This window comes from Arthrobacter sp. TJ-266, assembly GCF_058269115.1.
In genome coordinates, this window is record NZ_JBZCNC010000001.1 from 226,034 (window position 1) to 247,599 (window position 21,566).

22 protein-coding genes and 1 tRNA gene are annotated in these 21,566 nt (G+C 69.2%); 12 read left to right on the forward strand and 11 right to left on the reverse strand.

The window, feature by feature from the left end:
- The 7 genes from AC4D12_RS01180 to AC4D12_RS01210 all read right to left on the reverse strand — a co-directional run bounded on the left by AC4D12_RS01180 (position 1) and on the right by AC4D12_RS01210 (position 5,858).
- Positions 1 to 843, reverse strand: a complete 843-nt coding sequence (locus AC4D12_RS01180; RefSeq protein WP_490947951.1) for a carbohydrate ABC transporter permease — start codon at positions 841 to 843, stop codon at positions 1 to 3.
- Positions 843 to 1,730: a carbohydrate ABC transporter permease gene (locus AC4D12_RS01185; RefSeq protein ID WP_490948758.1), complete on the reverse strand. Its 888-nt coding sequence runs from the start codon at positions 1,728 to 1,730 to the stop codon at positions 843 to 845. Before AC4D12_RS01185 ends, AC4D12_RS01180 begins: the two co-directional genes overlap by 1 nt.
- Positions 1,731 to 1,846: 116 nt before the next feature.
- Complete coding sequence (locus AC4D12_RS01190; RefSeq protein WP_490947952.1) at positions 1,847 to 3,160, reverse strand: sugar ABC transporter substrate-binding protein; 1,314 nt, start codon at positions 3,158 to 3,160, stop codon at positions 1,847 to 1,849.
- 216 nt (positions 3,161 to 3,376) lie between these two features.
- On the reverse strand, positions 3,377 to 3,808 hold the full coding sequence (gene panD, locus AC4D12_RS01195) for an aspartate 1-decarboxylase (protein ID WP_490947953.1): 432 nt from the start codon (positions 3,806 to 3,808) through the stop codon (positions 3,377 to 3,379).
- A gap of 88 nt (positions 3,809 to 3,896) precedes the next feature.
- A tRNA-Gly gene (locus AC4D12_RS01200) sits at positions 3,897 to 3,967 on the reverse strand.
- Between the two features lie 152 nt (positions 3,968 to 4,119).
- Positions 4,120 to 4,791, reverse strand: a complete 672-nt coding sequence (locus tag AC4D12_RS01205) for a hypothetical protein (RefSeq protein WP_490947954.1) — start codon at positions 4,789 to 4,791, stop codon at positions 4,120 to 4,122.
- Positions 4,788 to 5,858 (reverse strand): M4 family metallopeptidase, encoded by a 1,071-nt coding sequence (locus tag AC4D12_RS01210; protein ID WP_490947955.1) that lies wholly within the window; start codon positions 5,856 to 5,858, stop codon positions 4,788 to 4,790. Before AC4D12_RS01210 ends, AC4D12_RS01205 begins: the two co-directional genes overlap by 4 nt.
- A gap of 71 nt (positions 5,859 to 5,929) precedes the next feature.
- On the opposite strand from AC4D12_RS01210, the gene AC4D12_RS01215 reads away from it, so the two are divergent.
- Both AC4D12_RS01215 and dcd read left to right on the forward strand, forming a co-directional pair.
- On the forward strand, positions 5,930 to 6,784 hold the full coding sequence (locus AC4D12_RS01215; protein ID WP_490947956.1) for a tryptophan 2,3-dioxygenase: 855 nt from the start codon (positions 5,930 to 5,932) through the stop codon (positions 6,782 to 6,784).
- Positions 6,785 to 6,807: 23 nt separating this feature from the next.
- Positions 6,808 to 7,383 carry a dCTP deaminase gene (gene dcd / locus AC4D12_RS01220; RefSeq protein ID WP_490947957.1) on the forward strand — a complete coding sequence of 192 codons (576 nt, stop codon included), beginning with the start codon at positions 6,808 to 6,810 and terminating at the stop codon, positions 7,381 to 7,383.
- Positions 7,384 to 7,552: 169 nt separating this feature from the next.
- Here dcd and AC4D12_RS01225 read toward each other — a convergent pair whose 3' ends face one another.
- Positions 7,553 to 8,941 carry an MFS transporter gene (locus tag AC4D12_RS01225; RefSeq protein WP_490947958.1) on the reverse strand — a complete coding sequence of 463 codons (1,389 nt, stop codon included), beginning with the start codon at positions 8,939 to 8,941 and terminating at the stop codon, positions 7,553 to 7,555.
- A 140-nt stretch (positions 8,942 to 9,081) separates the two neighbouring features.
- Here AC4D12_RS01225 and AC4D12_RS01230 point away from each other — a divergent pair, with 140 nt between their 5' ends.
- From AC4D12_RS01230 to AC4D12_RS01260, 7 genes are all read left to right on the forward strand, one after another.
- Positions 9,082 to 12,078 carry a Na+/H+ antiporter subunit A gene (locus AC4D12_RS01230; protein WP_490947959.1) on the forward strand — a complete coding sequence of 999 codons (2,997 nt, stop codon included), beginning with the start codon at positions 9,082 to 9,084 and terminating at the stop codon, positions 12,076 to 12,078.
- On the forward strand, positions 12,075 to 12,563 hold the full coding sequence (locus tag AC4D12_RS01235) for a Na(+)/H(+) antiporter subunit C (protein ID WP_490947960.1): 489 nt from the start codon (positions 12,075 to 12,077) through the stop codon (positions 12,561 to 12,563). Before AC4D12_RS01230 ends, AC4D12_RS01235 begins: the two co-directional genes overlap by 4 nt.
- Positions 12,560 to 14,170 (forward strand): Na+/H+ antiporter subunit D, encoded by a 1,611-nt coding sequence (locus AC4D12_RS01240; RefSeq protein WP_490947961.1) that lies wholly within the window; start codon positions 12,560 to 12,562, stop codon positions 14,168 to 14,170. The genes AC4D12_RS01235 and AC4D12_RS01240 overlap by 4 nt, the downstream gene beginning before the upstream one ends.
- A complete protein-coding gene (locus tag AC4D12_RS01245) occupies positions 14,167 to 14,715 on the forward strand; it encodes a Na+/H+ antiporter subunit E (RefSeq protein WP_490947962.1) in 549 nt (182 codons plus the stop codon). The genes AC4D12_RS01240 and AC4D12_RS01245 overlap by 4 nt, the downstream gene beginning before the upstream one ends.
- The gene (locus tag AC4D12_RS01250; protein ID WP_490947963.1) at positions 14,712 to 14,969 is read left to right on the forward strand and encodes an MrpF/PhaF family protein; all 258 of its coding nucleotides are present in this window, start codon (positions 14,712 to 14,714) and stop codon (positions 14,967 to 14,969) included. The genes AC4D12_RS01245 and AC4D12_RS01250 overlap by 4 nt, the downstream gene beginning before the upstream one ends.
- A gap of 4 nt (positions 14,970 to 14,973) precedes the next feature.
- Entirely contained in the window at positions 14,974 to 15,462 is a 489-nt protein-coding gene (gene mnhG, locus AC4D12_RS01255; protein WP_490947964.1) for a monovalent cation/H(+) antiporter subunit G, read from the forward strand.
- Between the two features lie 252 nt (positions 15,463 to 15,714).
- Positions 15,715 to 15,966 carry a hypothetical protein gene (locus AC4D12_RS01260; RefSeq protein ID WP_490947965.1) on the forward strand — a complete coding sequence of 84 codons (252 nt, stop codon included), beginning with the start codon at positions 15,715 to 15,717 and terminating at the stop codon, positions 15,964 to 15,966.
- A 27-nt stretch (positions 15,967 to 15,993) separates the two neighbouring features.
- Here AC4D12_RS01260 and AC4D12_RS01265 read toward each other — a convergent pair whose 3' ends face one another.
- The 3 genes from AC4D12_RS01265 to AC4D12_RS01275 form a co-directional block, all read right to left on the reverse strand.
- Positions 15,994 to 16,923: an SDR family oxidoreductase gene (locus tag AC4D12_RS01265; protein ID WP_490947966.1), complete on the reverse strand. Its 930-nt coding sequence runs from the start codon at positions 16,921 to 16,923 to the stop codon at positions 15,994 to 15,996.
- A gap of 131 nt (positions 16,924 to 17,054) precedes the next feature.
- Entirely contained in the window at positions 17,055 to 17,894 is an 840-nt protein-coding gene (locus AC4D12_RS01270; protein WP_490947967.1) for a helix-turn-helix transcriptional regulator, read from the reverse strand.
- Positions 17,881 to 18,495: a VanZ family protein gene (locus AC4D12_RS01275; RefSeq protein WP_490947968.1), complete on the reverse strand. Its 615-nt coding sequence runs from the start codon at positions 18,493 to 18,495 to the stop codon at positions 17,881 to 17,883. The genes AC4D12_RS01270 and AC4D12_RS01275 overlap by 14 nt, the downstream gene beginning before the upstream one ends.
- Before the next feature lie 188 nt (positions 18,496 to 18,683).
- Between AC4D12_RS01275 and AC4D12_RS01280 the strand changes: the two genes are divergently transcribed.
- The 3 genes from AC4D12_RS01280 to AC4D12_RS01290 all read left to right on the forward strand — a co-directional run bounded on the left by AC4D12_RS01280 (position 18,684) and on the right by AC4D12_RS01290 (position 21,566).
- The gene (locus AC4D12_RS01280; RefSeq protein WP_490947969.1) at positions 18,684 to 19,520 is read left to right on the forward strand and encodes a carotenoid biosynthesis protein; all 837 of its coding nucleotides are present in this window, start codon (positions 18,684 to 18,686) and stop codon (positions 19,518 to 19,520) included.
- Positions 19,521 to 19,599: 79 nt separating this feature from the next.
- The gene (locus tag AC4D12_RS01285; RefSeq protein ID WP_490947970.1) at positions 19,600 to 20,226 is read left to right on the forward strand and encodes a TetR/AcrR family transcriptional regulator; all 627 of its coding nucleotides are present in this window, start codon (positions 19,600 to 19,602) and stop codon (positions 20,224 to 20,226) included.
- Between the two features lie 239 nt (positions 20,227 to 20,465).
- Positions 20,466 to 21,566 carry an SDR family NAD(P)-dependent oxidoreductase gene (locus AC4D12_RS01290; RefSeq protein WP_490947971.1) on the forward strand — a complete coding sequence of 367 codons (1,101 nt, stop codon included), beginning with the start codon at positions 20,466 to 20,468 and terminating at the stop codon, positions 21,564 to 21,566.

The window sequence follows — 21,566 nt, forward strand, 5'->3', positions numbered from 1 at the left end:
TCAGCCCTTGACGGCGCCCGAGGTCAGGCCGGAGACGATCTGGCGTTGGAAGAGGAGGACGAGGAGGACCACAGGGATGGTGACGATGATCGCCGCCGCCGAGATGGCCCCGGTGGGAGCCTCGAACTGCGAGGCCCCGGTGAAGAAGGCCAGCGCTGCCGGAACCGGCCGGGCGGCCTCCGTGGAGGTGAGCGAGATGCCGTACACGAAGTCGTTCCAGGCGATGAAGAACGCGATGATCGCCGTCGTGAAGACGCCGGGCATCGCGAGCGGCACGATGGCCTTCCGGAACGCCTGCCACGTCGTGGCGCCGTCCACCTGCGCGGCCTGCTCCAGCTCCCAGGGAATCTGCCGGAAGAACGCGGCGAGGGTCCAGATGGATATCGGGAGGGTCAGCGAGAGGTACGGGATGATCAGGCCGAGCCACGTGTCGTACAGCCCGATGGTGCGCCACAGGTTGAACAGCGGCGTCACGATCGAGATGACCGGGAAGATCGAGACCGCGAGTGCCGTGGTGAGCACGAGCTTCTTGCCCGGGAAGTCCAGCCGGGCGATCGCGTAGGCACACAGCGTGGCCAGCACGACGGCGATGAACGTGGCGATCAGCGAGATGCCGATCGAGTTGCGCAGGGCCGAGAGGAACAACCCCTGCGCGTCCCCGACCAGGATCTGCTCGTAGTTGCCGGTGGTGGCCGTGCCCGACGACGGCAGGAACTTCCCGCTCGTGAGGTCGCTCGGTGACTTGAACGACGTGGCGAGGATGGAGAGCACGGGGAAGAGCGCGTAGACGAGGACGAGGACGGTGGCGAGTGCCCAGAGCAGCTTGCTCTTGGTGCTGGTCATTACTTCCCTCCCTGCGTTCCCGCGAGATCGACCTTGAACAGCTTGATCGCGATGAAGCAGATGATGAGCACACAGACGAACAGGAGCACGGAGACGGCGGAGCCGAGCCCGATCTCGAGCCTGCTGATCGATTGGCGGTAGGCGAGCAGCGAGAGGACCTCGGTGCCGTTCGCCCCGTTGGTCATGATGAACACGTTGTCGAAGATCCTGAAGGCGTCGAGGGCCCGGAAGAGCACGGCGACCATGATCGCGGCCTTCATGTTGGGGATGATCACCTTGCGCATCTGCTCCCACCACGTGGCGCCGTCCACCTTCGCGGCGTCGCTCAGCTCGTCCGGCACCTGCGCGAGGCCGGCGAGGAGGAGCAGCGAGATGAAGGGCGTGGTCTTCCAGATCTCGGAGGCCATGATCACGAACAGCGAGGTCCCGGGCTCCGCGAACCAGTTGGTGTTCTCGTCGATGCCGGGCAGCCAGCCGAACCAGTTGTTGATGTAGCCGGAGTCGATGTCGAAGGCGTAGAACCAGGCGAAGGCGGAGACGACGGTGATGATGCCGTAGGGCACGAGGATGGCGGTGCGGAGGAGCCCGCGCACCGACTTCAGGGCCTTGTGCATCACCAGCGCGAGGGCGAAGCCGAGCACCAGTTCGACGGCGACGGTGACGATGGTGATCAGCACGGTGCGCGTGAAGTCCGCCCACCAGACGCCGTCGGAGAGGATCACGAGGTAGTTCTCGAGACCGATGAACTCGCGCTCCCCGGGCGCCGTCAGTCGGAATCGGAAGAGCGACTCGTAGATGGCCTGGACGATCGGGTAGAGCGTCACGAGCAGCATGATCGCGAACGCCGGTCCGGCGAGTATCCAGCCGAGACGCCGCTCCGCGCGCACGCGGTCGCTGTACTGCTTGGGTGCCTTGCGCCCCTTCTTCTCGCCGGTGTCGCGCTCGAGGTGTGGGCCAGCTTCTGCCGACGACGCCGTCGTCGTCCGGGCGGGAATTGCGGAGGTCACAGGAGTTTCTCCCCTCTGAGGACCGATGTGATGAAGTCGCTCGACGTGCCCGGGGTGGTCTCCGGGTCGACGGCGGCGGGCGGCGCCCAGGTCTGCTGGATGCCGGTGGACACCTCGTTGTAGAACGGGGTCTGGGGCCGGGGAGCCGCCACCTGCAGCGAGTCCCTGATGGTCTCGGCCATGGGGAACGTCTCCGCGATGCGCGGGTCCTCGTAGGCCTCGGTGTTGGACGGCGGGTTGCCGTTGGTCACGAAGTACTCCGACTGGTTCTCGACCGAGACGATGCACTGGATGGCCTCGTAGGCGAGCTCCGGGTTGTCGCTCTCCGCGCCGACGCCGAGGTTGATGCCGCCCAGCGGGGGAGCGGCCTCCTGATCCTCGGACATGCGCGGGAAGATTCCCCAGCCGATGTCATCCAGCACCGCGGCATCGAGCGTTCCTGCCTCCACGGCACCCGTGGTGGCGGGCCAGACGAACGGGTAGTTCACCATGAAGGAGCCGGAATCGCCCTGGAACTGCGTCAGGGAGGTGTTCTCGGTCTGCGTGGGCAACCCGGGGCCGCCCAGCCCGTCCCGGCCGATCCGGGACACGACCTCCGCCGCAGCGACACCGGCCTCGGAGTCGAGACCCAGTTCGATGGTGTCGGCGGTGGCCTCGGGGTCCACGATGATGGATCCGCCGGCCGATGCGATGAGTGCGTTCACCCACACCGTCATGGATTCGGCCTGCGCGCCCTGCACCCCGAGGACCTTCTCCTGGGTCTGCGCAGCGTCGATGATCTGGTCCCACGTGACGGGCTGCGTCATGTCGAGACCCGCGGCTTCGGCCACCGACTTCCGGTACCAGAGGATCTGCGTGTTCGCCCAGAACGGGACGGTCACGAGTTCGTCCTTCCAGGTGGCGCCCGCGAGCGCACCCTCCACCACGTTCTCCGACGTGCCCTGCGCGACGTCGTCGGGCACGGGCGCGAGGAAGCCGGGCTCCGCGAGTTCGGGGATGAACGGCGGGTCGAGGCTCATGATGTCGAGCGAGGAGTCACCCGCGGCGAGGCGCCGGGCGAGCTGCTCGCGCTGCGAGGCGGCGTCACTCGGGAGCAGGGAGGTCTCGATGGTGTAGCGGCCACCGGACTCGTCGGTGCATTTCTGGGCAATGGCGGCCTGGCCCCCGGCGTCCGGATTGATGTACCAGGTGAGGGCGTTGTCCGCCTCGGCGGGACCGCACCCGCTCATCGCCAGTGTTCCCATCAACAGGCCCGCCAGGGCGGCGGCCTTCGGGCGGTTCTTCGCGCTTTCGCGCGTCCTTCGTCTCATCCGCATTCCTACCGAGCCTCCACATCCTTGTAGACAGCCCGACTGCCGGCCGAGGGGGCCGACGGCCTGAGCAACCTTCGTTTTGTGACCATATGCCTTCACGGACGGTTGCGCTAGGAAGTGTGCTTCCAATCCTGCAACGAGTCGTGGACGCCCAGGACGTGCGATGTGAGGGGCAGGAAATCCTGCCCGGATCGGGCCCGGACGAGCAGCGGGTCAGCGGGGGAGGGCGCTGTTGTCCAGGGCGTGGGGAGGGCGGGCGACGTCGCCGGTGACCGCCTCGGCGGGGTCCGAGCCGAGCTGCACGACGCGGTTGTGGGCGTCGACGTGCACCACCGTGGGGACGAAGCTGCGGGCCTCGGCGTCGGTGAGCTGCACGTAGGTGATGAGGATGACGAGGTCGCTCCGGTGGACGAGGTGGGCTGCGGCCCCGTTGATGCCGATGACGCCGGAACCGCGCTCGCCGGCGATGGTGTACGTCTCGAGCCGGGCCCCATTGGTGATGTCCACGATCGAGACGAGCTCGCCGGGCAGGATGTTCGCGGCCTCGAGCAGGTCGAGATCCACGGTGACGGAGCCGACGTAGTGGAGGTCGGCGTGGGTCACCGTGGCGCGGTGGATCTTGGAGGCGAACATCGTGCGAATCATCGCTTCAAGGGTACTGCCGCCGCCGTGCGCAGAACGGGCCGGGGAGGGTGGCCTTGGGCACACCGAGGTGCCGGCCGGGGAGGAGAAGAGCGGGCGACGGGAATCGAACCCGCGTATCGAGCTTGGGAAGCTAGCGCTCTACCATTGAGCTACGCCCGCATGCGGTGGAACCGCTCCATCACCTTACAACAGTTCGCGTGGCGCTCCGGGCCCGGCGGCCCCGGGAGCGCCGTACGACCTGCCCGATCACGACGACGCCTCCTTCGAGGCGGCGTCGGATGAAGCGGCTTCGACGACCAGCGCGGCCACGGTCACAGCTTCGACGGCGGAGGTGAGCCGGGCGTCGCGCTCCGGCCCTCCGCTCCGCCGTCCGTCGACGCCGGCTCCGGGGCTACCGGCTTCCCTGCGCCCGTATCCGTCGCGCCCGCATCCGTCGCGTCCGAACCAGCGGCGTCCGAACCAGCGGCGTCCGAACGAGCCGCGTCCGAAGGAGCCGCGTCCGAACCAGCAGCGCTCGGATCCGCCGCGCCCGGGTCCGTCGCTTCCGGCTGCGAGGCTCGGCCGCCCGTCGTCGTGCCTGCAGGGTCGCCGTCGACCGCCGGGCGGGCCGGAGTCGCGGCTCGAGCACGCGCGATCAGCTCCCGCCAGGGGTCGGCGAGTGCGCTCTCCGCGAGGTACACCTCCGTGTAGCCGATGGCGATGCGGTAGGTGAAGCGGTCGCGCTGCTGCCCGGGAGAGGCTCCGCGGCCTCCGGTCGTCGGGCCGGAGATGCCCTGGCCCTCACTGCTGTCCGCACCGCCCGACGAACCCGTGAGGCCCGGAGCACCTGACGAACCTGCTTCGGCTCCCGCGCCGCCGACCGCCGCATCCGCCTCGGCGGCGAGGGGCAGCCACCGCTGCTCGGCCTCGGTGCGGCTCACCTCGAGCGTCCAGGTGCGGGTCAGTCCGGCGAATCCGCCCGAGCGCGTGATCTCGATCCTCACGCCATCACACCCACCTCTGACCAGGCCCCGGCGACGGCGCCCGCCTCGGCGCTGTCCTGTCCGAAGCGCTTCGTCGCAGCCGCGGTCGTGGCCCGGGCGAAGGTGGGAAAGTCGCAGTCGCTGGGGACGTCGCCGCTCATCACGGTGTCGTACCAGACCTGCCCCACGCCCTCCCACGCCCGGCCCCCGAGCGACGTGGCGGCGAGGTAGAAGGCGTGGTTGGGGATACCCGAGTTGATGTGGACGCCGCCGTTGTCGGCGGTCGTCTCCACGTAGTCGGCCATGGTCCCGGGCTGGGGGTCCTTGCCGAGCACGTCGTCGTCGTACGCCGTTCCCGGTGCCTTCAGTGAGCGCAGAGCCGAGCCCTGCACCTCCTCCGTGAAGATCCCCGCGCCGACGAACCAGCCGGCCGCTCCGGCGTCCTGGTCCAGCTCCCGCTGCTCCACGAGCACGCCGAAGACGTCCGAGAGCGACTCGTTGAGGGCGCCCGACTGCCCCTGGTACTCCAGGTTGGTGGAGTACTGGGTGAATCCGTGGGTGAGCTCGTGGCTGATCACGGTGAGGGACGCCGTGAACCGACCGAAGATCTCGCCGTCGCCGTCCCCGAACACCATGCGCTCGCCGTCCCAGAACGCGTTGTCGTAGTTGGCGCCGTAGTGGACGGTGGCGTCGAGCGCCTTGCCGGCGCCGTCGATCGAGGAGCGGCCGTACACCTCGCTGAAGAGCCGGTACGTTGCGCCGAGGCCGTCGTACGCCTCGTCCGCGGCGACGTCGCCCGTGGGTGGGGCGCCCTCCGCCCGCACGAGCGCTCCCGGCAGTTCCTCGCGGCCACCGGCGTCGTGGATGCGCCGGGTGAGGGTGCCCGCGACCACCGAGCTGCCGCTGCGCACGGGGGCACGCAGCCTGTCGGAGCGTTCCGCGACGAGCGGATCCAGCTCGAGCAGAGCGTGTCGGGCGGCGCGGGACGCGACGGACAGCCGTGGATCCCGGAGGCCGGCGAGGCGCGAGAGCAGGTGCGGCGGGACGATGCCGCAGCGGGCGGGACGGGCGGTACGGGCGGGGTTCATGGTGCCTCCTTCGACTGGTCCCCAAGGTAGACCCGGGCTCGGACATTCGGGCGGCACGTAGGCTTCTGCCCATGACGGTGGAGCGGAACACCCGGGACCTCGAGCAGGGCATCGAGCGGGACTTCTCGGACAAGATGAGCTACGGCGGGTACCTGGAACTGCACAAGCTGCTGGACGCGCAGCATCCGGTGAGCACGCCGGAGCACCATGACGAGATGCTGTTCATCATCCAGCACCAGACCTCGGAGCTGTGGCTGAAACTGGTGCTGCACGAACTGCGGGCCGTGCGGCTGCACCTTCAGGGTGACGACCTGCGATCGGCCATGAAGGGGATCGCGCGGATCAAGCACATCCAGCGCTCCCTCACCGAACAGTGGTCGGTGCTCGCGACGCTCACGCCGTCCGAGTACGCCGAGTTCCGCGGCGAGCTGGGGTCCTCGAGCGGTTTCCAGTCCTACCAGTACCGCGCCGTGGAGTTCCTCCTCGGCAACAAGAACGCCGCAATGATCCAGGTGTTCGACGCCGACCCCGCCGCGCAGGCACTGCTGACGGAGCTCCTCGGCCAGAGCAGCATCTACGACGAGTTCATCGCGCTGCTCGCCCGGCGCGGCTACGCGGTCCCCGAGAGTCTGCTCACGAGGGACGTCACGCTGGCCCACGCGTTCGAGCCCGCCCTCGTGGCCCTCTACAAGGAGGTCTACGAGGATGCCGCCGGTCACTGGGACATCTACGAGGCGTGCGAGGAGCTCGTGGACCTCGAGGACAACTTCCAGCTGTGGCGTTTCCGGCACCTGAAGACGGTGGCGCGGACCATCGGCTTCAAGACGGGAACGGGCGGATCATCCGGCGTCGGCTTCCTGCAGCGTGCCCTCGAGCTCACGTTCTTCCCGGAGCTCTTCGCCGTCCGCACGGAGATAGGCCGCTGACGCCCGGCTGGTAGTTTTGGACGGTGCTGATCTCAGACCGCGACATCCGGGCGGAACTCGACGCCGGGCGAATCGTCCTCGACCCGCTCGACCCCACGATGGTGCAGCCCTCGAGCGTCGACGTGCGGATAGACCGCTACTTCCGGCTCTTCGACAACCACAAGTACGCGCACATCGACCCGGCCGAGGACCAGCCGGACCTCACGCGTCTCGTCGAGGTTGCACCGGACGAGCCGTTCATCCTGCACCCCGGCGAGTTCGTGCTCGGCTCCACCTACGAGACCGTGACCCTGCCCGACGACGTCGCCGCGCGCCTCGAGGGGAAGTCCTCGCTCGGTCGCCTCGGCCTCCTCACGCACTCGACGGCGGGGTTCATCGACCCCGGCTTCTCCGGGCACGTGACCCTCGAGCTCTCGAACATGGCGACCTTGCCGATCAAGCTGTGGCCCGGCTCGAAGATCGGGCAGCTCTGCTTCTTCAAGCTCACCTCACCGGCCGAACACCCCTACGGCTCCGGCGAGTACGGCAACCGCTACCAGGGCCAGCGGGGTCCCACGGCCTCCCGCAGCCACCTGAACTTCCACCGCACCGGCATCTAGCGAGAGCTCCCCGGGAGGAATCGGCGGGAGAGTCGGCGGGGCGCCCCCATCGTTGTCCCTTCTCGACTCCGAATGCCCGGTCCTCCGGCGTGTTCCTTCCCGACACGCGGTGCGGGTGGCGAAAGCCGATAACGAAGGCGGTCCGTGGAAGCGGGCGGCCGCTGCAACGTCAGGCCTCCGGCACGACGGCGCGGGTCACGCGTGCGGGCGGCCGCACCGGCAGCAGCACGAGCAGTCCTGCGAGCAGCACCACGAGGATGCCGATCACGCCGTAGAGCTGCGAGCCGAAGATCCCGATGCACAGCGCGAACAGCGTGGGGGCGAGGAAGCTGACGGCGCGCCCGGTCGTGGCGTACAGCCCGAACAGCTCGGCTTCGTCGCCCACCGGAGCGAGGCGTGCGAGGTAGGCACGCGAGGATGCCTGCGCGGGTCCCACGAACAGGGTGAGCATCAGGCCGAAGACCCAGAACGTGGTGTCCGACGTCCACTCCATGCCGATGAAGGAGTACGTCCCGGTGCCGAGGACGAGGATGGCCGTCCCGGCGACGAGCAGGCCCACGAGAGCGCCGATGATGACGCGCTTGGGCCCCACGCGGTCGTCCAGGTACCCGCCGACCACTGCGCCGATCGCGGCGATCACGTTCGCGGCGATCGCGAAGACGATCACCATGCTCGCGGAGAAGCCGAAGGCCCCGGCGGCGAGGATGCCACCGAACGTGAAGACCGCGGCGAGGCCGTCACGGAAGATGGCGCTGGCCAGCAGGAAGTAGATGGTGTGCGGGCTCTCCCGGTAGATCACCTTCACGCGCCGCACGAGCAGGCCGTAGGACGCCAGGAACCCGAGCTTCGTCGCCTCCGAGCGACGCCGCACCTCGGGCACCGCGAACATCACGGGGACGGCGAACGCGGCGAACCAGAGTGCGGAGAACACGGCGACGAGCCGGATGTTCAGCCCGTTCTCACTCGAGGCTCCGGCCCAGTCGACCACCGGCTGGATGAATACCACGAGCACCACGACGAGCGCCACGATCCCGCCCACGTAGCCCATGGCCCAGCCGAAGCCGCTCACACGGCCCACCGTCCCGGGGATGGAGATCTGCGTCAGCATGGCGTTGTAGTTGACGCCTGCGAACTCGAAGAAGAGGTTCGCCGCGGCGATCAGGGCCACGCCGAGGATGAGGAAGCCGGGCCCCGGGAACACGAAGAAACACAGCGCCGTCAGGATCACGACCACCAGGGTGTTGACACCGAGCCAGAGCTTCCGCCGCCCGCCGCGGTCGGAGCGCTGCCCGGTCACGGGCGCCAGGAGGGCGATCAGCAGGCCCGCCGCGGCGAGGCCCCATCCGAGGACCTGCGAGGCGCGTTCCTCCCCGCCGAAGGCCTCCGACGTGAGGTACACCGTGAACACGAAGGTGGTCATGATGGCGTTGAACGCGGCCGATCCCCAGTCCCACGAGGCCCAGGCGAGGACCGGACGGCTGAAGATCCTACCCGAGCCGACGGTGGGCGCAGGGGCCGGGGCCTCCGCGGGCTGCGGCAGCGGCGGGTGAGTGCTCATGAGTGCATGCTAGCGCCGCGGCGCAGTGCGATGACCGCCTTCACGTCGCGTCGCGCGAGGGGAGTGGTGGAAGCTTCAACTTTCCGCCCGACTAGGATGGAAGGAGCCCGACCGTCCCTCCAGCGGAAGATCGAGACACCATGTTCGCCGTACTGATCGCCATGTTCACCGTGGCACTCGCGGCGCCCCTGCTCTTCGCCCGCCTCGGACGTTCCGCGTTCTTCGTCCTCGCCGCAGCCCCCGCGGCGGCCTTCGTCTGGCTCATGGTGCAGCTTCCCGCGGTCCTCGCCGCGCCGCAGGAGATCCCCGGCGACCGGGCGGACGGTCCGCCGTCGGTGACCGTGCCGTGGGTGCCCAGCCTCGGCCTCGAGTTCGCCTTCCGGCTGGACGCCCTCGCCGCCGTCCTGTGCATCCTGATCCTCGGCGTCGGTGCGCTCGTGCTCCTCTACTGCGCTCGCTACTTCACGAGCGAGGACCACGACATCGGCGCCTTCGGGGCGCAGCTCCTGGCGTTCGCGGCAGCCATGGTGGGGCTCGTGACGGCGGACGACCTGATCCTCATGTTCATCTTCTGGGAGCTCACCACGATCCTCTCCTACCTGCTGATCGGGTACTCGAGGACGCGGCTCTCGGCACGGCGCTCAGCGCTCCAGGCCCTGATCGTCACCACGTTCGGCGGGCTCGCGATGCTCGTGGGCCTCGTGATGCTGGGGGAGACCGCCGGGACCTACCGGATCTCGACGATCCTCGCCGACGCAGAGGCTCTGACGGCGCGTGGCACCGTGATCGACGTCGCGATCGCGCTGGTGCTCGTCGGGGCGATCACGAAGTCCGCGCTCGTGCCCTTCCACTTCTGGCTGCCGGGTGCCATGGCTGCGCCGACCCCGGTGAGCGCGTACCTGCACGCCGCCGCGATGGTGAAGGCCGGCGTCTTCCTGGTGGCCCGCTTCGCCCCGGGGTTCGGCGAGACCGCCTTCTGGTACCCGGTGATCATGGTGCTCGGCATGGCGACCATGCTGATCGGCGGCTGGCGGGCGCTGCGGCAGCACGACCTCAAGCTGGTCCTCGCCTACGGGACGGTGAGCCAGCTCGGCTTCCTCGTGATGGTCACCGGTCTCGGCGGGCGCGACGGCGCGGTCGCGGGGCTGGGTCTGCTGCTGGCGCACGGGTTCTTCAAGGCCATGCTGTTCCTGGTGGTCGGCATCATCGATCATCAGGCGGGCACGCGCGATCTCCGCGTGCTCTCCGGCGTGGGAGCGACGTCGCCCCTGCTCTTCGCCGTCGCGCTCGTTGCCGCGGGCTCCATGGCCGGGGTGCCGCCGCTGTTCGGGTTCGTGGCGAAGGAATCGGTCTACGAGGCGTTCGTGCACCGTGCGGAGGAGGGCGTCACGGGGACGCTCCTGCTCGGCGGGATCGTCCTCGGGTCCATGCTCACGGTGGCGTACAGCGCGCGCTTCGTCTGGGGCGCCTTCGCGCTCAAGCACGGCGTGCGCCAGACCCCGTTGGGGCAGATCCGTACCTCCTTCGTGCTCGCTCCGGCCGTCCTCGCGGTCGCCACGGTGGTGTTCGGCCTGTGGCCCGTACCGCTGGACGCCGCCGTCCAGCCGTACGCGGCGCTCTTCCCGTCCGACGGCGACGCCCCGCACCTCGCCCTGTGGCACGGCTTCTCCCTGCCCCTGTTCCTCTCGGTCCTCACGCTCGCCGGTGGATTCGCCCTCCACGCTGCCCGCACGCCCTTCGGCCGGCTCCAGGACCGCGTGCCGGCGGTTCGTGACTCCGAGGTGGTCTACCGCTCGGGGATCGGCGTGCTCGACGACGTCGCCGTGTGGATCACGGGACGCACGCAGCGCGGTTCCCTGGCCTTCTACCTCTTCGTGATCCTCGTGACCGCGATCCTCACGCCGCTGACGGCGCTCATCCTGTTCGACGCGCCCCTGCCCACGGACCTCCAGGTGGCCGAGTCGCCGGCCCAGATGGTCGTGGCGGTCGTGATAGTGGTCGGGATCCTCGCAGCGCTGCGTGCGGCCAAGCGGTTCATGGCCGTGCTCATGGTCGGTGTCACCGGGTACGGCATGGTGGTGCTCTACGCCCTGCACGGGGCGCCGGACCTCGCGCTCACCCAGCTGCTGGTCGAGACGATCGTGCTCGTGGCCTTCGTGCTGGCCCTGCGATCGCTGCCGGCGCGCCTCTGGAGCCGGGCGGAGAGCCGGCACCGCCTGCTCCGTGCCGGCCTCGGGATCGCGTTCGGCACCGTCATGGCGGTGATCGCCATGTCCGCGATGGCCTCCCGCAGCGCCGAGCCGATCTCGCTCGCCTACCCCCGGCTGGCGTACGACGTCGGCGGCGGGGCGAACGCCGTCAACGTGCTGCTCGTGGACATCAGGGCCTGGGACACCTTCGGGGAGATCACCGTGCTCGTGATCGCGGCCACCGGGGTGGCGAGCCTCATCTTCGTGCGCGGCCGGAACGACCGGCGGAAGCGGGCCGACGGCGTCGAGGACGGCTCGGTGGACCGTGGCCAGGAGCCGCTTAACGCCGGGGGCAGGCAGGACGCCGCGCGTCGGCTGGCGGCGCGCTTCGCCGACGTCTCCCGTGACCCGTGGCTCGTGGCAGGCCGCACCCTCGCGCCCGAGCGGCGCTCCATCATCTTCGAGGTGGTCACGCGCCTGCTGTTCCACACCATCATCATGCTCTCGGTCTACCTGCTCATCGCCGGCCACAACCTGCCGGGCGGCGGGTTCGCGGGAGGCCTCCTGGCGGGCCTCGCCCTGGCCGTGCGCTACCTCGCGGGCGGGCGCTTCGAGCTCGCCGAGGCGAGCCCGGTGAGCGCCGGGGTGCTCCTCGGTGCCGGTCTCGCGATCGTCACGCTCACCGCGCTCGCGCCGCTCGTGGTCGGGGGCGCCGTCCTCGAGAGCTACATCCTCGAGTTCTGGCTGCCGATCATCGGCGACGTGAAGTTCGTGACCTCCACGGTGTTCGACATCGGCGTGTACGTGATCGTCGTCGGCCTGGTGCTGGACGTCCTCCGGAGCCTCGGGTCCGAGATCGACGAGCGCAGCGAGGACGAGGACCCCGTCGAGGAGGACGCCGGCGCCGATGCCCTGGTGCCGCCCGCCACCGAGGGAGTGAGGCGATGACGGTCAACGTCACGCTGATCGTCCTCATGGGCGTGTTCTTCGCGGCCGGGATCTACCTCCTGCTCGAGAGGAGCCTGACGCGCGTGCTGCTCGGCCTGATCCTCATGGGCAACGGCGCCAACATCCTGATCCTCGCGATGAGCGGTGGTGGCGGGCGGTCGCCGCTCTACGCGGCCGGCACGCCGGAGGCCGAGTACACGGACAGCCTCCCGCAGGCACTGATCCTCACGGCGATCGTCATCACCTTCGCCGTCACGGCGTTCATGCTCGGCATCATCTACCGCTCCTGGGTGCTCGGGCGCAAGGACGACGTCCAGGACGATCCCGAGGACCTGCGCGTGGCCGACCAGTCGAGCTACGACTACGAGGACGACGCCGATGTGGCGGCCGCTCCGTCCGACTTCCTCGAATCGGTGTCCGACCACCACCCGCGCACCTACGCGGGGAACGACCGCGACGAGCGCGACGACAGCGGCACTCCGTGATCGCCGCCGATCTCGCGCCGCTGGCCGTCGTCCTGCCGTTCCTCGGCGCGGCCGTGACGTTCCTGCTGCTGCGCCACTCGCGCGCGCAGCGCACTGTGAGCATCTCCACGCTCTCGGTGACCCTGATCCTCGAGGTGGTCATGCTCCTCGGTGCGCCCGCGACCGGAACGCACGCGGTGGCGCTCGGCGGGTGGGCGCCGCCCTTCGGGATCGTGCTCGTGGTGGACCAGTTCTCCGCGCTCATGCTCGTGGTCTCCTCGGCGGTGAGCCTCGCGGTGCTGATCTACGCGGCAGGGCAGGGCATGGCCGACGGCGACGAGGATGGACCGGTCTCGATCTTCCACCCCACCTACCTGATCCTCGTGGCAGGGGTCTCCAACGCGTTCCTGACGGGTGACCTGTTCAACCTGTACGTGGGCTTCGAGATCCTCCTCACCGCGAGCTACGTGCTCATGACCCTCGGCGGATCGGCGCCGCGCATCCGCGCGGGCGTCACCTACGTGGTGGTCAGCGTGGTGTCCTCGATGCTGTTCCTCATCGCGATCGGCATGATCTACGGGGCCACGGGCACCGTGAACCTCGCGGACCTCGCGGTGAAGCTCGAGAGCGTGGATCCGGCCACGCAGATGGTGCTGCACCTCATGCTGCTCGTGGCGTTCGGGATCAAGGCAGCGGTGTTCCCGCTCTCGTTCTGGCTTCCCGACTCCTACCCGACGGCGCCGGCTCCCGTGACGGCGGTGTTCGCCGGCCTGCTCACGAAGGTGGGCGTGTACGCGATGGTGCGCGTCGAGACGCTCCTGTTCCCGGGCGACCGCATCAACTCCCTGCTCATGGTCGTGGCGCTCCTGACCATGATCGTGGGGATCCTCGGGGCGCTCGCGCAGTCCGACCTCAAGCGGCTGCTTTCCTTCACCCTCGTCAGCCACATCGGCTACATGGTGTTCGGGCTGGCCGTCTCCACGCGGATCGGCCTGGGCGCCACCGTCTACTACGTGGCGCACCACATCATCGTGCAGACGAGCCTCTTCCTCGTCACGGGGCTGATCGAGCGGCGGGGCGGCACCGCCAACGTGGACAGGCTCGGCGGCCTCGCGAGGCTCTCACCGCTGCTCGGCATCCTCTTCTTCCTGCCGGCCATGAACCTCGCGGGCATCCCGCCGTTCTCGGGCTTCCTCGGGAAACTCGGGCTGATCCAGGCCGGCGTGGACCTCGGCACGCCGCTGGCGTATGCGCTCGTGGCCGGCGGGGTGGCAACGAGCCTCCTGACGCTGCTGGTCATGGCGCGGGTCTGGAACAGGGCGTTCTGGCGGAGCCCGGCCGACGCCGACGAGCCGGACCCCATCCTCCTCGCGAGCAAGGCGGACGGCTCCATGATCGGCACCTCACGCCACGTCACCGGCGAGGACAGCGGGCGGTTCGCCGGCAAGGACCCCGTGACCCTGCTGCCGCGCACCATGACCGGTCCCACGATCGGCCTGGTGGTGCTCGGGCTCTCCCTCACGGTCCTGGCCGGGCCGCTCTTCGCCCTCAGCGACGCGGCCGCGCAGGAGATGCTGGACCGCACCCCCTACATCGAGGCCGTGCTCGGACCGGGGGCGGACGAATGACCCGCCAGCGGATCCCCCTCATCACCGAGCTCCCCCTCGTCATCTGGCTCGTCCTCGTGTGGGGAGCGCTCTGGCAGGACTTCAGCCCCGGCACCCTGCTCTTCGGAGCGGTGATCGCCTACGTGGTCGTCAACGTGTTCTACCTGCCGCCCGTCGAACTCACCGGCCGGTTCAACGTGCTCCTGGCGCTCGCCTTCGTGGGACGCTTCCTCGCCCAGCTGGTGGTCGCCAGCCTGCAGGTGATCTGGCTCGCCGTTGCCCGCGGGCCGAGGTTGCGGAACGCCGTCGTCGCCGTGGAGCTCCGCAGCCACTCCGACTTCCTCGTCACCGCCACGGGGCACGCGCTCTCGCTCATCCCCGGATCCTCCGTGCTGGAGGTGGACCGCTCCACCTCCACGCTCTACCTGCACTGTCTCAACGTGACGAGCGCGGCCGACGCCGACGTGGTGCGCCGCGACGTCCGCGCCACCGAGGCCTGGCTCATCCGGATCATGGGCACGCGCGCGGACCTCGAGGCGCTGCAGCGAGAGGAGGGGGGCGCATGAGCGTCGTCGCGCTCGTGGCCGGCATCATCCTCGCCGTCGCGGCGGGGCTCGCGCTCTACCGCGTGGCCCGCGGACCGTCCATCCTCGACCGCGTGCTCGCGCTCGACGTCGTCCTCGCGATCATCGGCGGCGCCCTGGTGCTGAACATGGTGGTGAACAGGCACCTGGACAACCTGATCCTGCTCGTCGTGGTGTCCCTGATCGGGTTCATCGGTTCCGTGACGATGGCCCGCTTCGTGACGGACAGGAAGTAGCGCCATGCTCCAGGACGTCGTCGTCGCCGCGCTCCTCATCTCGGGGGCCTCCATGTCCCTCGCCGCAGGCATCGGCCTGGTCCGCTTCCCCGACCTGCTCTCCCGCATGCACGCGGCCACCAAGCCGCAGGTGCTCGGACTCCTCCTGCTGCTCCTCGCGCTCGCCGTCGAGTCCGGCAGCTGGCTCCTGGTACCCGTACTCGTGCTCTGCTGGGTGTTCCAGTTGCTCGTCAGCCCGGTGTCCGCGCACATGGTGGGGCGCGCCGGCTACCGGACGCGGCACCTCCGCCGCGACCTCCTCACCCTCGACGAGCTCGACGACGTCGTCGCGCGCGCGGTCGCGGACCCGCACGGCGAGGACCATCGCCGTGCGGACCGCAGCGGCACGGTCCCTAGCGGCACGGACGACGACGGCAAGGACCGCGGCCCGGACGACGACGGCGGACGCTCGTCGGCGCCGCCGACGGACGGGCCGCGGACCGGCGCCACCTGATCACCGTCGTCGTGCCCGCGGTGCGCGACCGCGTAGTGCGCTCCCCTACACGGGTGGAGCGCCGCCTGTAAAGCGAGTGACCCGCCCGGTATCGCGGTGGCCGCGTCTGCTGAGCGCGACGCACCATGAAGCCGACGAGGGCGTACCGCGGCAGGAACGCGGGAGTGCCGATCCGGGGGGCTGTGCCGCTCGACGGCGAACACCGCGTCAGCACCACAAGAGCCCCCCGCCACCACCCCGACCACCCCCGAGGTGTTCAACAGCCGCAGCGACCTCACCCCCGAGCCCGCCGCGGCTCTTCCCCTCGGCGCCACGGCCCCGGCGCTGTGCGGAACCCTCGTGAAGACGCAGATGGGTGCCGTGCCGTCCGGCGGTGCCGCGACCGGCGCGGTGGTCGAGCCGTCCTCGAACGACGCCGGGCTCATGGCTCTCGGAGGCGGGCTCGTCCTGGCTGCAGCGGCCGGCGGGACCTACCTCGTGCGGCGCCGCACCACCGCCTCCTAGGCGCCTGCGCGTCACCGCCTCGGGAGCTCAGTGACTCGCCCGTGTCCCGACGAGCTGCTCTGATACCTCCCAGAGGCGGCGGGCATCGTCCATGTTACGAAGGGGCGCCCAGAATTCCTGGACAGAAGGTGCCCCACCGATGGTGCGGTGGGGACCGAAGAACTGGTCCCCTCCGTATTCGGGGTCGGTCGCGGCCATGAGAGCCGGCAGAGCGGCACTCTCGGGGGTGCCGGCGATGCCGATGCGGGAGAGGAGTCCGATCAGGCGGCGCGACGCGGGTGTCCTGTCGCGCCCCATGCCGGGCTGTGCCGCGAGGAGGTTCGTCGGTGAGACGCCGGGGTGTGCGAGGTTGCTGCTGATACCCCAGCCGTGGGTGCGGCTCCTGGCGTCGAGTTCGCGGGCGAACAGGCCGACGGCGATCTTGGATCCGAGGTATGCCTTCATGACGTCGTAGTTCCGCTCGTGGTTCAGGTCGTCCCAGGCCATCTCACCCTTCCGGGCGGCGACGCTGGTCTGGTGGGTGACCCGGGCCCGGCCCTCGCGCAGGAGCGGCAGCAGGCCCAGGGTGAGCGCGACATGGCCGAGGTGGTTCGTGCCCCACTGCAACTCGAAGCCGTCGCGGGTCACCTGGCGGGTGGGCGGCTGCATGACGCCGGCGTTGTTGATCAGGATGTTGATGGGGCGCCCCTCGGAAACGAGCGTGGCCACGAGGGAGGTGACGGAGCTCAGCGAGGACAGGTCCATCGATCGGGTGCTGACCTTCGCGCCGTCGATCGCGGCGCGGATGCGCTGTGCTGCGGCGTCGCCCTTGGTCTGGTTGCGGACGGGCATGATGACCTCCGCGCCGGCACCGGCGAGGCGGGTCGCGATGACGGTGCCGATGCCGTCGCTCGCTCCGGTGACGACGGCGAGTTTCCCGGTCAGGTCGGGGAGGGTGATGTCATGGGTGCGAGGCATGGGACGTTCCTTCGTTCGAGGGGTGGGTCACCGGATCCGGTTCCTGCTCCGATGATTCACCGGTTGCTCCGCCACATGAAGGACCTGCCGATCCACGGATAACCGGACAGCGGATGCCGACGCGTCGGTGATCAGGACGTGACGACCTGCGAGCCGAGCACGGCCAGCAGCTGCAGTTTCTCGTGGCTGTCACTGCCGGGTACGGCGGTGTAGACAAGGAGACGGTGGGACTGATCCGGATCCAGCAGGGTCTGGCAGTTCAGATCCAGTCGGCCCACCGAGGGGTGGTGGAAGCGCTTGATCTCGGGTGGTTGCACGCCGATCTCCTGGGTGTCCCAGACGCTGCGGAAGCCGGCGTCGTCCTGGAGGAGCGCGGCGAGTTCGGCTGCCCGCGAGCCCGGGCCGCGCAGTGCCACGAGCTGACGCAGCCCCGAGGCGTAGACGCGGGACAGCCGGTCGCGTTCCTCGGGTGGGTAGGCGTCCCTGGCCGTGGAGTCGGTGAACCACCGGTACCCGATGCTCCGACCGGGTCCGCTGCGCTGCGATGCGTCTCCGAAGAGAGCCTTGCCAAGCGGAGTCTGCCGGAGCGTGTCCCCGACCTCGGTGATGATCTCCGCAGGGGTGTCCGTGAGCCGGTCGAGGATCCGGAGCAGCCCGGGGCTCACGAACTCACTGTCGGTGCCCCTGTGAGGTGGGGTGTGCCCGGCGAGGCGGAACAGATGATCACGCTCACCGAGGGTCAGGTGGAGCCCCTGGGCGATCGAGGCGATCATCTGCTCCGACGGGTGGGGCCCGGTGCCACGTTCCATCCGGGCGTAGTAGTCGCTCGACATATGACACAGCGCTGCCACCTCCTCCCGGCGGAGGCCGTTCGTCCGCCGCCGCTGACCCCGCACCATGCCGACGTCCTCGGGCTGCAATGATTCTCGGCGATGACGCAGGAACGAGCTCAGACCCTCACGATCGATCATGCTGTGCCTCCTCGGCTGAAGCCTTCTGTCTACCGTGTCCGTCACCGGTTATCCACGGTCTGTCAGACCACCCCTCGGGCCACCCCTCGGAAACGGGCGCCGGTCCGCGGTGTGGCTGCAGGGCGCTGCGTCGGAGCCCCCGCCGACGACGGAGGATCATCACCACGATCAGTCCGACGATCGCGCCTACTGCGTTGGCGGCGAGATCACGAGGATGGGAGATCCGGTCGAGTGGGATCTGCACCAGCTCGATGACGACGGTGAGTACCAACGGGCCTATCAGAGCGGTCACACCCCGGACGAGCAGACCTCCCGAGATCCCGACGGGCACGAACATCAGGACGTTGAGGAGGACTTCCACCGGCCGGCCTTCGGTCCATCCCGGCCCGTCGACCCACGCTCCCGCGTCCAGGATCCCCCGGTTTCCCTCGGAGCCGGCAGCCGCCCAGGGGATCGGCCGCAGCGTCACCCACAGCACCGTGCACGTGTAGGCGGCACCCAGGAGGGCGGCGATCGTCCTCGTGCTGACACTTTCGGCAGAGTCACGCCCGGCGTCCGTCCCGGAACGTGCTGCCGTCCGGAGGCTCTTGTTCTTCTTCATGACACTATGTAATTATCTTCCTGACAACATGTCAATAACTTGCACACCCCCTCGAGGAGACGATCCCGATGCATGCATCAGTCCACGAACCAGTCCATGAACCAGCGACCGACGTACTCCGGCCAGCGGCGAGAGACGCTGGCAGACCATCAGAGGGGAGGGTCCGTCGACTCCTCGGATGGTGCGCAGTGGCGGCGGCTGCTGCTGCCGCCGTCATCATCCCGCTGGCCGGGCTGCCCGCGGCTGCTCAGGCCGTCTCGCTGAGCGCTCTGGCGCTGGCCGTCGTCCAGGGCTCCCGCCGGTACGGATGGCGGCTGCTCCTCGCCTTCTTCGCCATCTGCTTCGTGCTCAGCAACGCCTGGGAGAACCTCAGCATCATCACGGGGTTCCCGTTCGGGAACTACTACTACACGCTCATGCCACAGCTGTTCTACGTCCCGGTGATCATCGGGGTCATCTACTTCGGCATCGGCTGGGTCAGCTGGATGACGACCAACGCACTGCTGGACCGTGCGGACGAGCGCCTGGACCTCCGCACCCATGGCGGACGGATCAACGTCCTCGCTCTCCCGGCGCTCTCCGGTGCCGTCATGACGATGTTCGACGTCGGAGCGGACTCCCTGATCTCGACCGTCCGGGGCATCTGGGTCTGGGAGGACGGGGGAGGGGTGTTCGGCGTCCCCTTCACGAACTACCTGGGGTGGTGGTTCGTCACGTGGACCTTCTTCCAGGTCTTCACCCTGATCCTCGCTGCTCGTCAGACCCGGCGCCCAGCCCGTTCGGAGAGCCGCCTGCGGCCGGTGTCCTACCTCCAGCCGGTCCTGGCCTACGCGATGTTCGCCGTCGTCTCCACGACGACCTTCATCGCCGGGGGCGGACCACAGACGGTCCTGGATCCCACTGGCGCTCCATGGGACGCGGCCGCTCTCAATGAGACACTGATGATCATCAACATCTTCAGCGTGGTACCCGTTGCCCTGTTCGCGATCGTCAAGATCGCCAGGGGAGACCTCACGCGGGTCTAGCACGGTGCGCGCACCATCGACCGAGCGAAGGCCATGCCCTCGCGATGCCCACCTGGCAGGGACCGGAGAGGGGAGATCAATGCCCAAGATCTCAGCGGCGACGATCGCCGAACACAAGCTGCACACCTGGAGCCTGCTGCTCGACGCCGTCGACGAACTCATCCTCGAACGCCCCTTCGAGACCATCTCGATGCGCGACGTCGCCGAACGGTCGGGGATCGCCCGGACCGCCGTCTACAACTACGCGCCCGACACCGTCACCTTGCTCGTCGAGGCGGCGAGGCGCGGCAGTGCAGAGGTGGGCGACGCGGTGGCGCAGCGGGCCGACGACACGTCGATGACGCCGGCCGAGCGCCTCCGCGAGATCGTGATCGTCCTGCTCACCGAACACGCCCGGAGCACGAGCGCCTTCATCGCGATGCAGACGATCGAGCGGGCGCTCCGGCAGGAGCGCGTGACCGACGCCGTCATCCCCTTCCGGGATCAGATCGGCGATCTGATCATCGACGTCGTCAGAGCGGGTGTCGAAGCAGGGGAGTTCGCGCCGGTGGAGGACCCCGCTCTCACCCGTTCACTCATGGTGGGCGTGATGCAGGCAGCGCTCCGCAGATACAGTGCGTCGCAGGTCATCGGACCTGCGGAAGCCGAGATCGTCTCGCGCTTCCTGATCAACGCTCTCAGCCGGCCGGTCGGGCCACTCGCCTAGCCTTCCCCGAGCAGGTCCGTCGGACCACCAGCGCCGTCGACGGCGGAGCAGATCTCCGCGGCTCGTCACCCGACGTCGTCGCCGTTCCCCGTACTCACTCAGGAGCGCCAGCGCGCCCTTCTCCCCGTGCGCTCTTCACCGCGGCCTCTTCGTGAGCGCTCACGTCCAATCCATCACTCTCCGGTAGCCGCTGCGTTCCTGCGCCGATCGACCCCGGACACACACCGAAGGACACGATCATGAAAACCGACTCCACACCGTCAGCACAGCGCCGCACCGAAGCCACCGACGCGACCGTTGGACGTCGCCAGCTCTCCCGCCGATCGTTGCTCACCATGGCGGGGATCGGAGCTGCGGCGGGCACCGTCGGCTTCGGGGCGGCCCGGCTCACGGCCCCCGGCGCAGAGCTGCCCGACTGGACCGCCGAGGACATGCCGTCGATGGTCGGCAGGCGTGCGATCGTCACCGGTGGCAACGGCTACCCGAACGAGGGCAGGAGCGGGATCGGGTACCACCAGGCGCTCGCACTGGCCGCCGCCGGCGCGGACGTGACGATCGCGTCCCGCAACCGCGAGCGTGGTGAGGAGGCCGCACGCAGGATCCGCGCCGAGGTCCCGGGGGCCATCATCCGCGCCGAGACCCTCGACCTCGCCGATCTGGGGTCCGTCAGCCTCTTCGTCCGACGCATGGAGGAGTCCGGGCAGGGCCTCGACGTGCTCGTCAACAATGCAGGGGTGCAGGGGCGCAGGGGCCGCGAAGAGTCTGCGGACGGCCTGGAACGGGTCTTCGCCACCAACGCACGAGGGCCGTTCGCGCTGTCCGCCCGGCTGCGATCCCTTCTCCAGGAGGCCGAGGCGCCGCGCATCATCTGGACGTCGAGTTCGCGGGTCGGCTCCATCGATTTCGACGACCTCCAAAAGGTCGACAGCTACGACTACGGGCGAGCGTATGACGACACGAAGCTCGGGCAGCTGCTCATGGCCTTCGAATGTGAGCGCCGCAGCAAGGCCGCGGGTTGGGGCATCACCAGCATCGCCGTGCATCCCGGTGTGTGCCGCACGAACATCGTCCTGGACGGGCCGGGGCCCGATTCGCCGGAAGGTCTGCGCTTCCGGTACGTACGGCCACTCTGGCAGGACCCTGGGATCGGGGCACTTCCCGCGCTCTACGCGGCCACCTCACCACAGGCTGCCGGTGGCGCCTACTACGGCCCGAAACAGCTGCGCGGCCTGAGCGGTCTACCGGGTTTCGCCGTCGTTCCCGACGACGCCCAGGACCTCGACGTCGCCGCCAGGTACTGGAGGACCCTGGAGGACCTCGCCGCTGTGCAGTTCAGCTGA

What these genes read in the sequence shown, in the direction of transcription:
- mnhG (WP_490947964.1), top strand. Translation starts at nt 14,974, where the DNA reads ATGCTCCAGGACGTCGTCGTCGCCGCGCTCCTCATCTCGGGGGCCTCC.
- AC4D12_RS01285 (WP_490947970.1), top strand. Translation starts at nt 19,600, where the DNA reads ATGCCCAAGATCTCAGCGGCGACGATCGCCGAACACAAGCTGCACACC.
- AC4D12_RS01265 (WP_490947966.1), bottom strand. Translation starts at nt 16,923, where the DNA reads ATGCCTCGCACCCATGACATCACCCTCCCCGACCTGACCGGGAAACTC.
- panD (WP_490947953.1), bottom strand. Translation starts at nt 3,808, where the DNA reads ATGATTCGCACGATGTTCGCCTCCAAGATCCACCGCGCCACGGTGACC.
- AC4D12_RS01275 (WP_490947968.1), bottom strand. Translation starts at nt 18,495, where the DNA reads ATGAAGAAGAACAAGAGCCTCCGGACGGCAGCACGTTCCGGGACGGAC.
- AC4D12_RS01290 (WP_490947971.1), top strand. Translation starts at nt 20,466, where the DNA reads ATGAAAACCGACTCCACACCGTCAGCACAGCGCCGCACCGAAGCCACC.
- AC4D12_RS01210 (WP_490947955.1), bottom strand. Translation starts at nt 5,858, where the DNA reads ATGAACCCCGCCCGTACCGCCCGTCCCGCCCGCTGCGGCATCGTCCCG.
- AC4D12_RS01215 (WP_490947956.1), top strand. Translation starts at nt 5,930, where the DNA reads ATGACGGTGGAGCGGAACACCCGGGACCTCGAGCAGGGCATCGAGCGG.
- AC4D12_RS01225 (WP_490947958.1), bottom strand. Translation starts at nt 8,941, where the DNA reads ATGAGCACTCACCCGCCGCTGCCGCAGCCCGCGGAGGCCCCGGCCCCT.
- AC4D12_RS01230 (WP_490947959.1), top strand. Translation starts at nt 9,082, where the DNA reads ATGTTCGCCGTACTGATCGCCATGTTCACCGTGGCACTCGCGGCGCCC.
- AC4D12_RS01250 (WP_490947963.1), top strand. Translation starts at nt 14,712, where the DNA reads ATGAGCGTCGTCGCGCTCGTGGCCGGCATCATCCTCGCCGTCGCGGCG.
- AC4D12_RS01190 (WP_490947952.1), bottom strand. Translation starts at nt 3,160, where the DNA reads ATGAGACGAAGGACGCGCGAAAGCGCGAAGAACCGCCCGAAGGCCGCC.
- AC4D12_RS01245 (WP_490947962.1), top strand. Translation starts at nt 14,167, where the DNA reads ATGACCCGCCAGCGGATCCCCCTCATCACCGAGCTCCCCCTCGTCATC.
- AC4D12_RS01235 (WP_490947960.1), top strand. Translation starts at nt 12,075, where the DNA reads ATGACGGTCAACGTCACGCTGATCGTCCTCATGGGCGTGTTCTTCGCG.
- AC4D12_RS01180 (WP_490947951.1), bottom strand. Translation starts at nt 843, where the DNA reads ATGACCAGCACCAAGAGCAAGCTGCTCTGGGCACTCGCCACCGTCCTC.
- AC4D12_RS01270 (WP_490947967.1), bottom strand. Translation starts at nt 17,894, where the DNA reads ATGATCGATCGTGAGGGTCTGAGCTCGTTCCTGCGTCATCGCCGAGAA.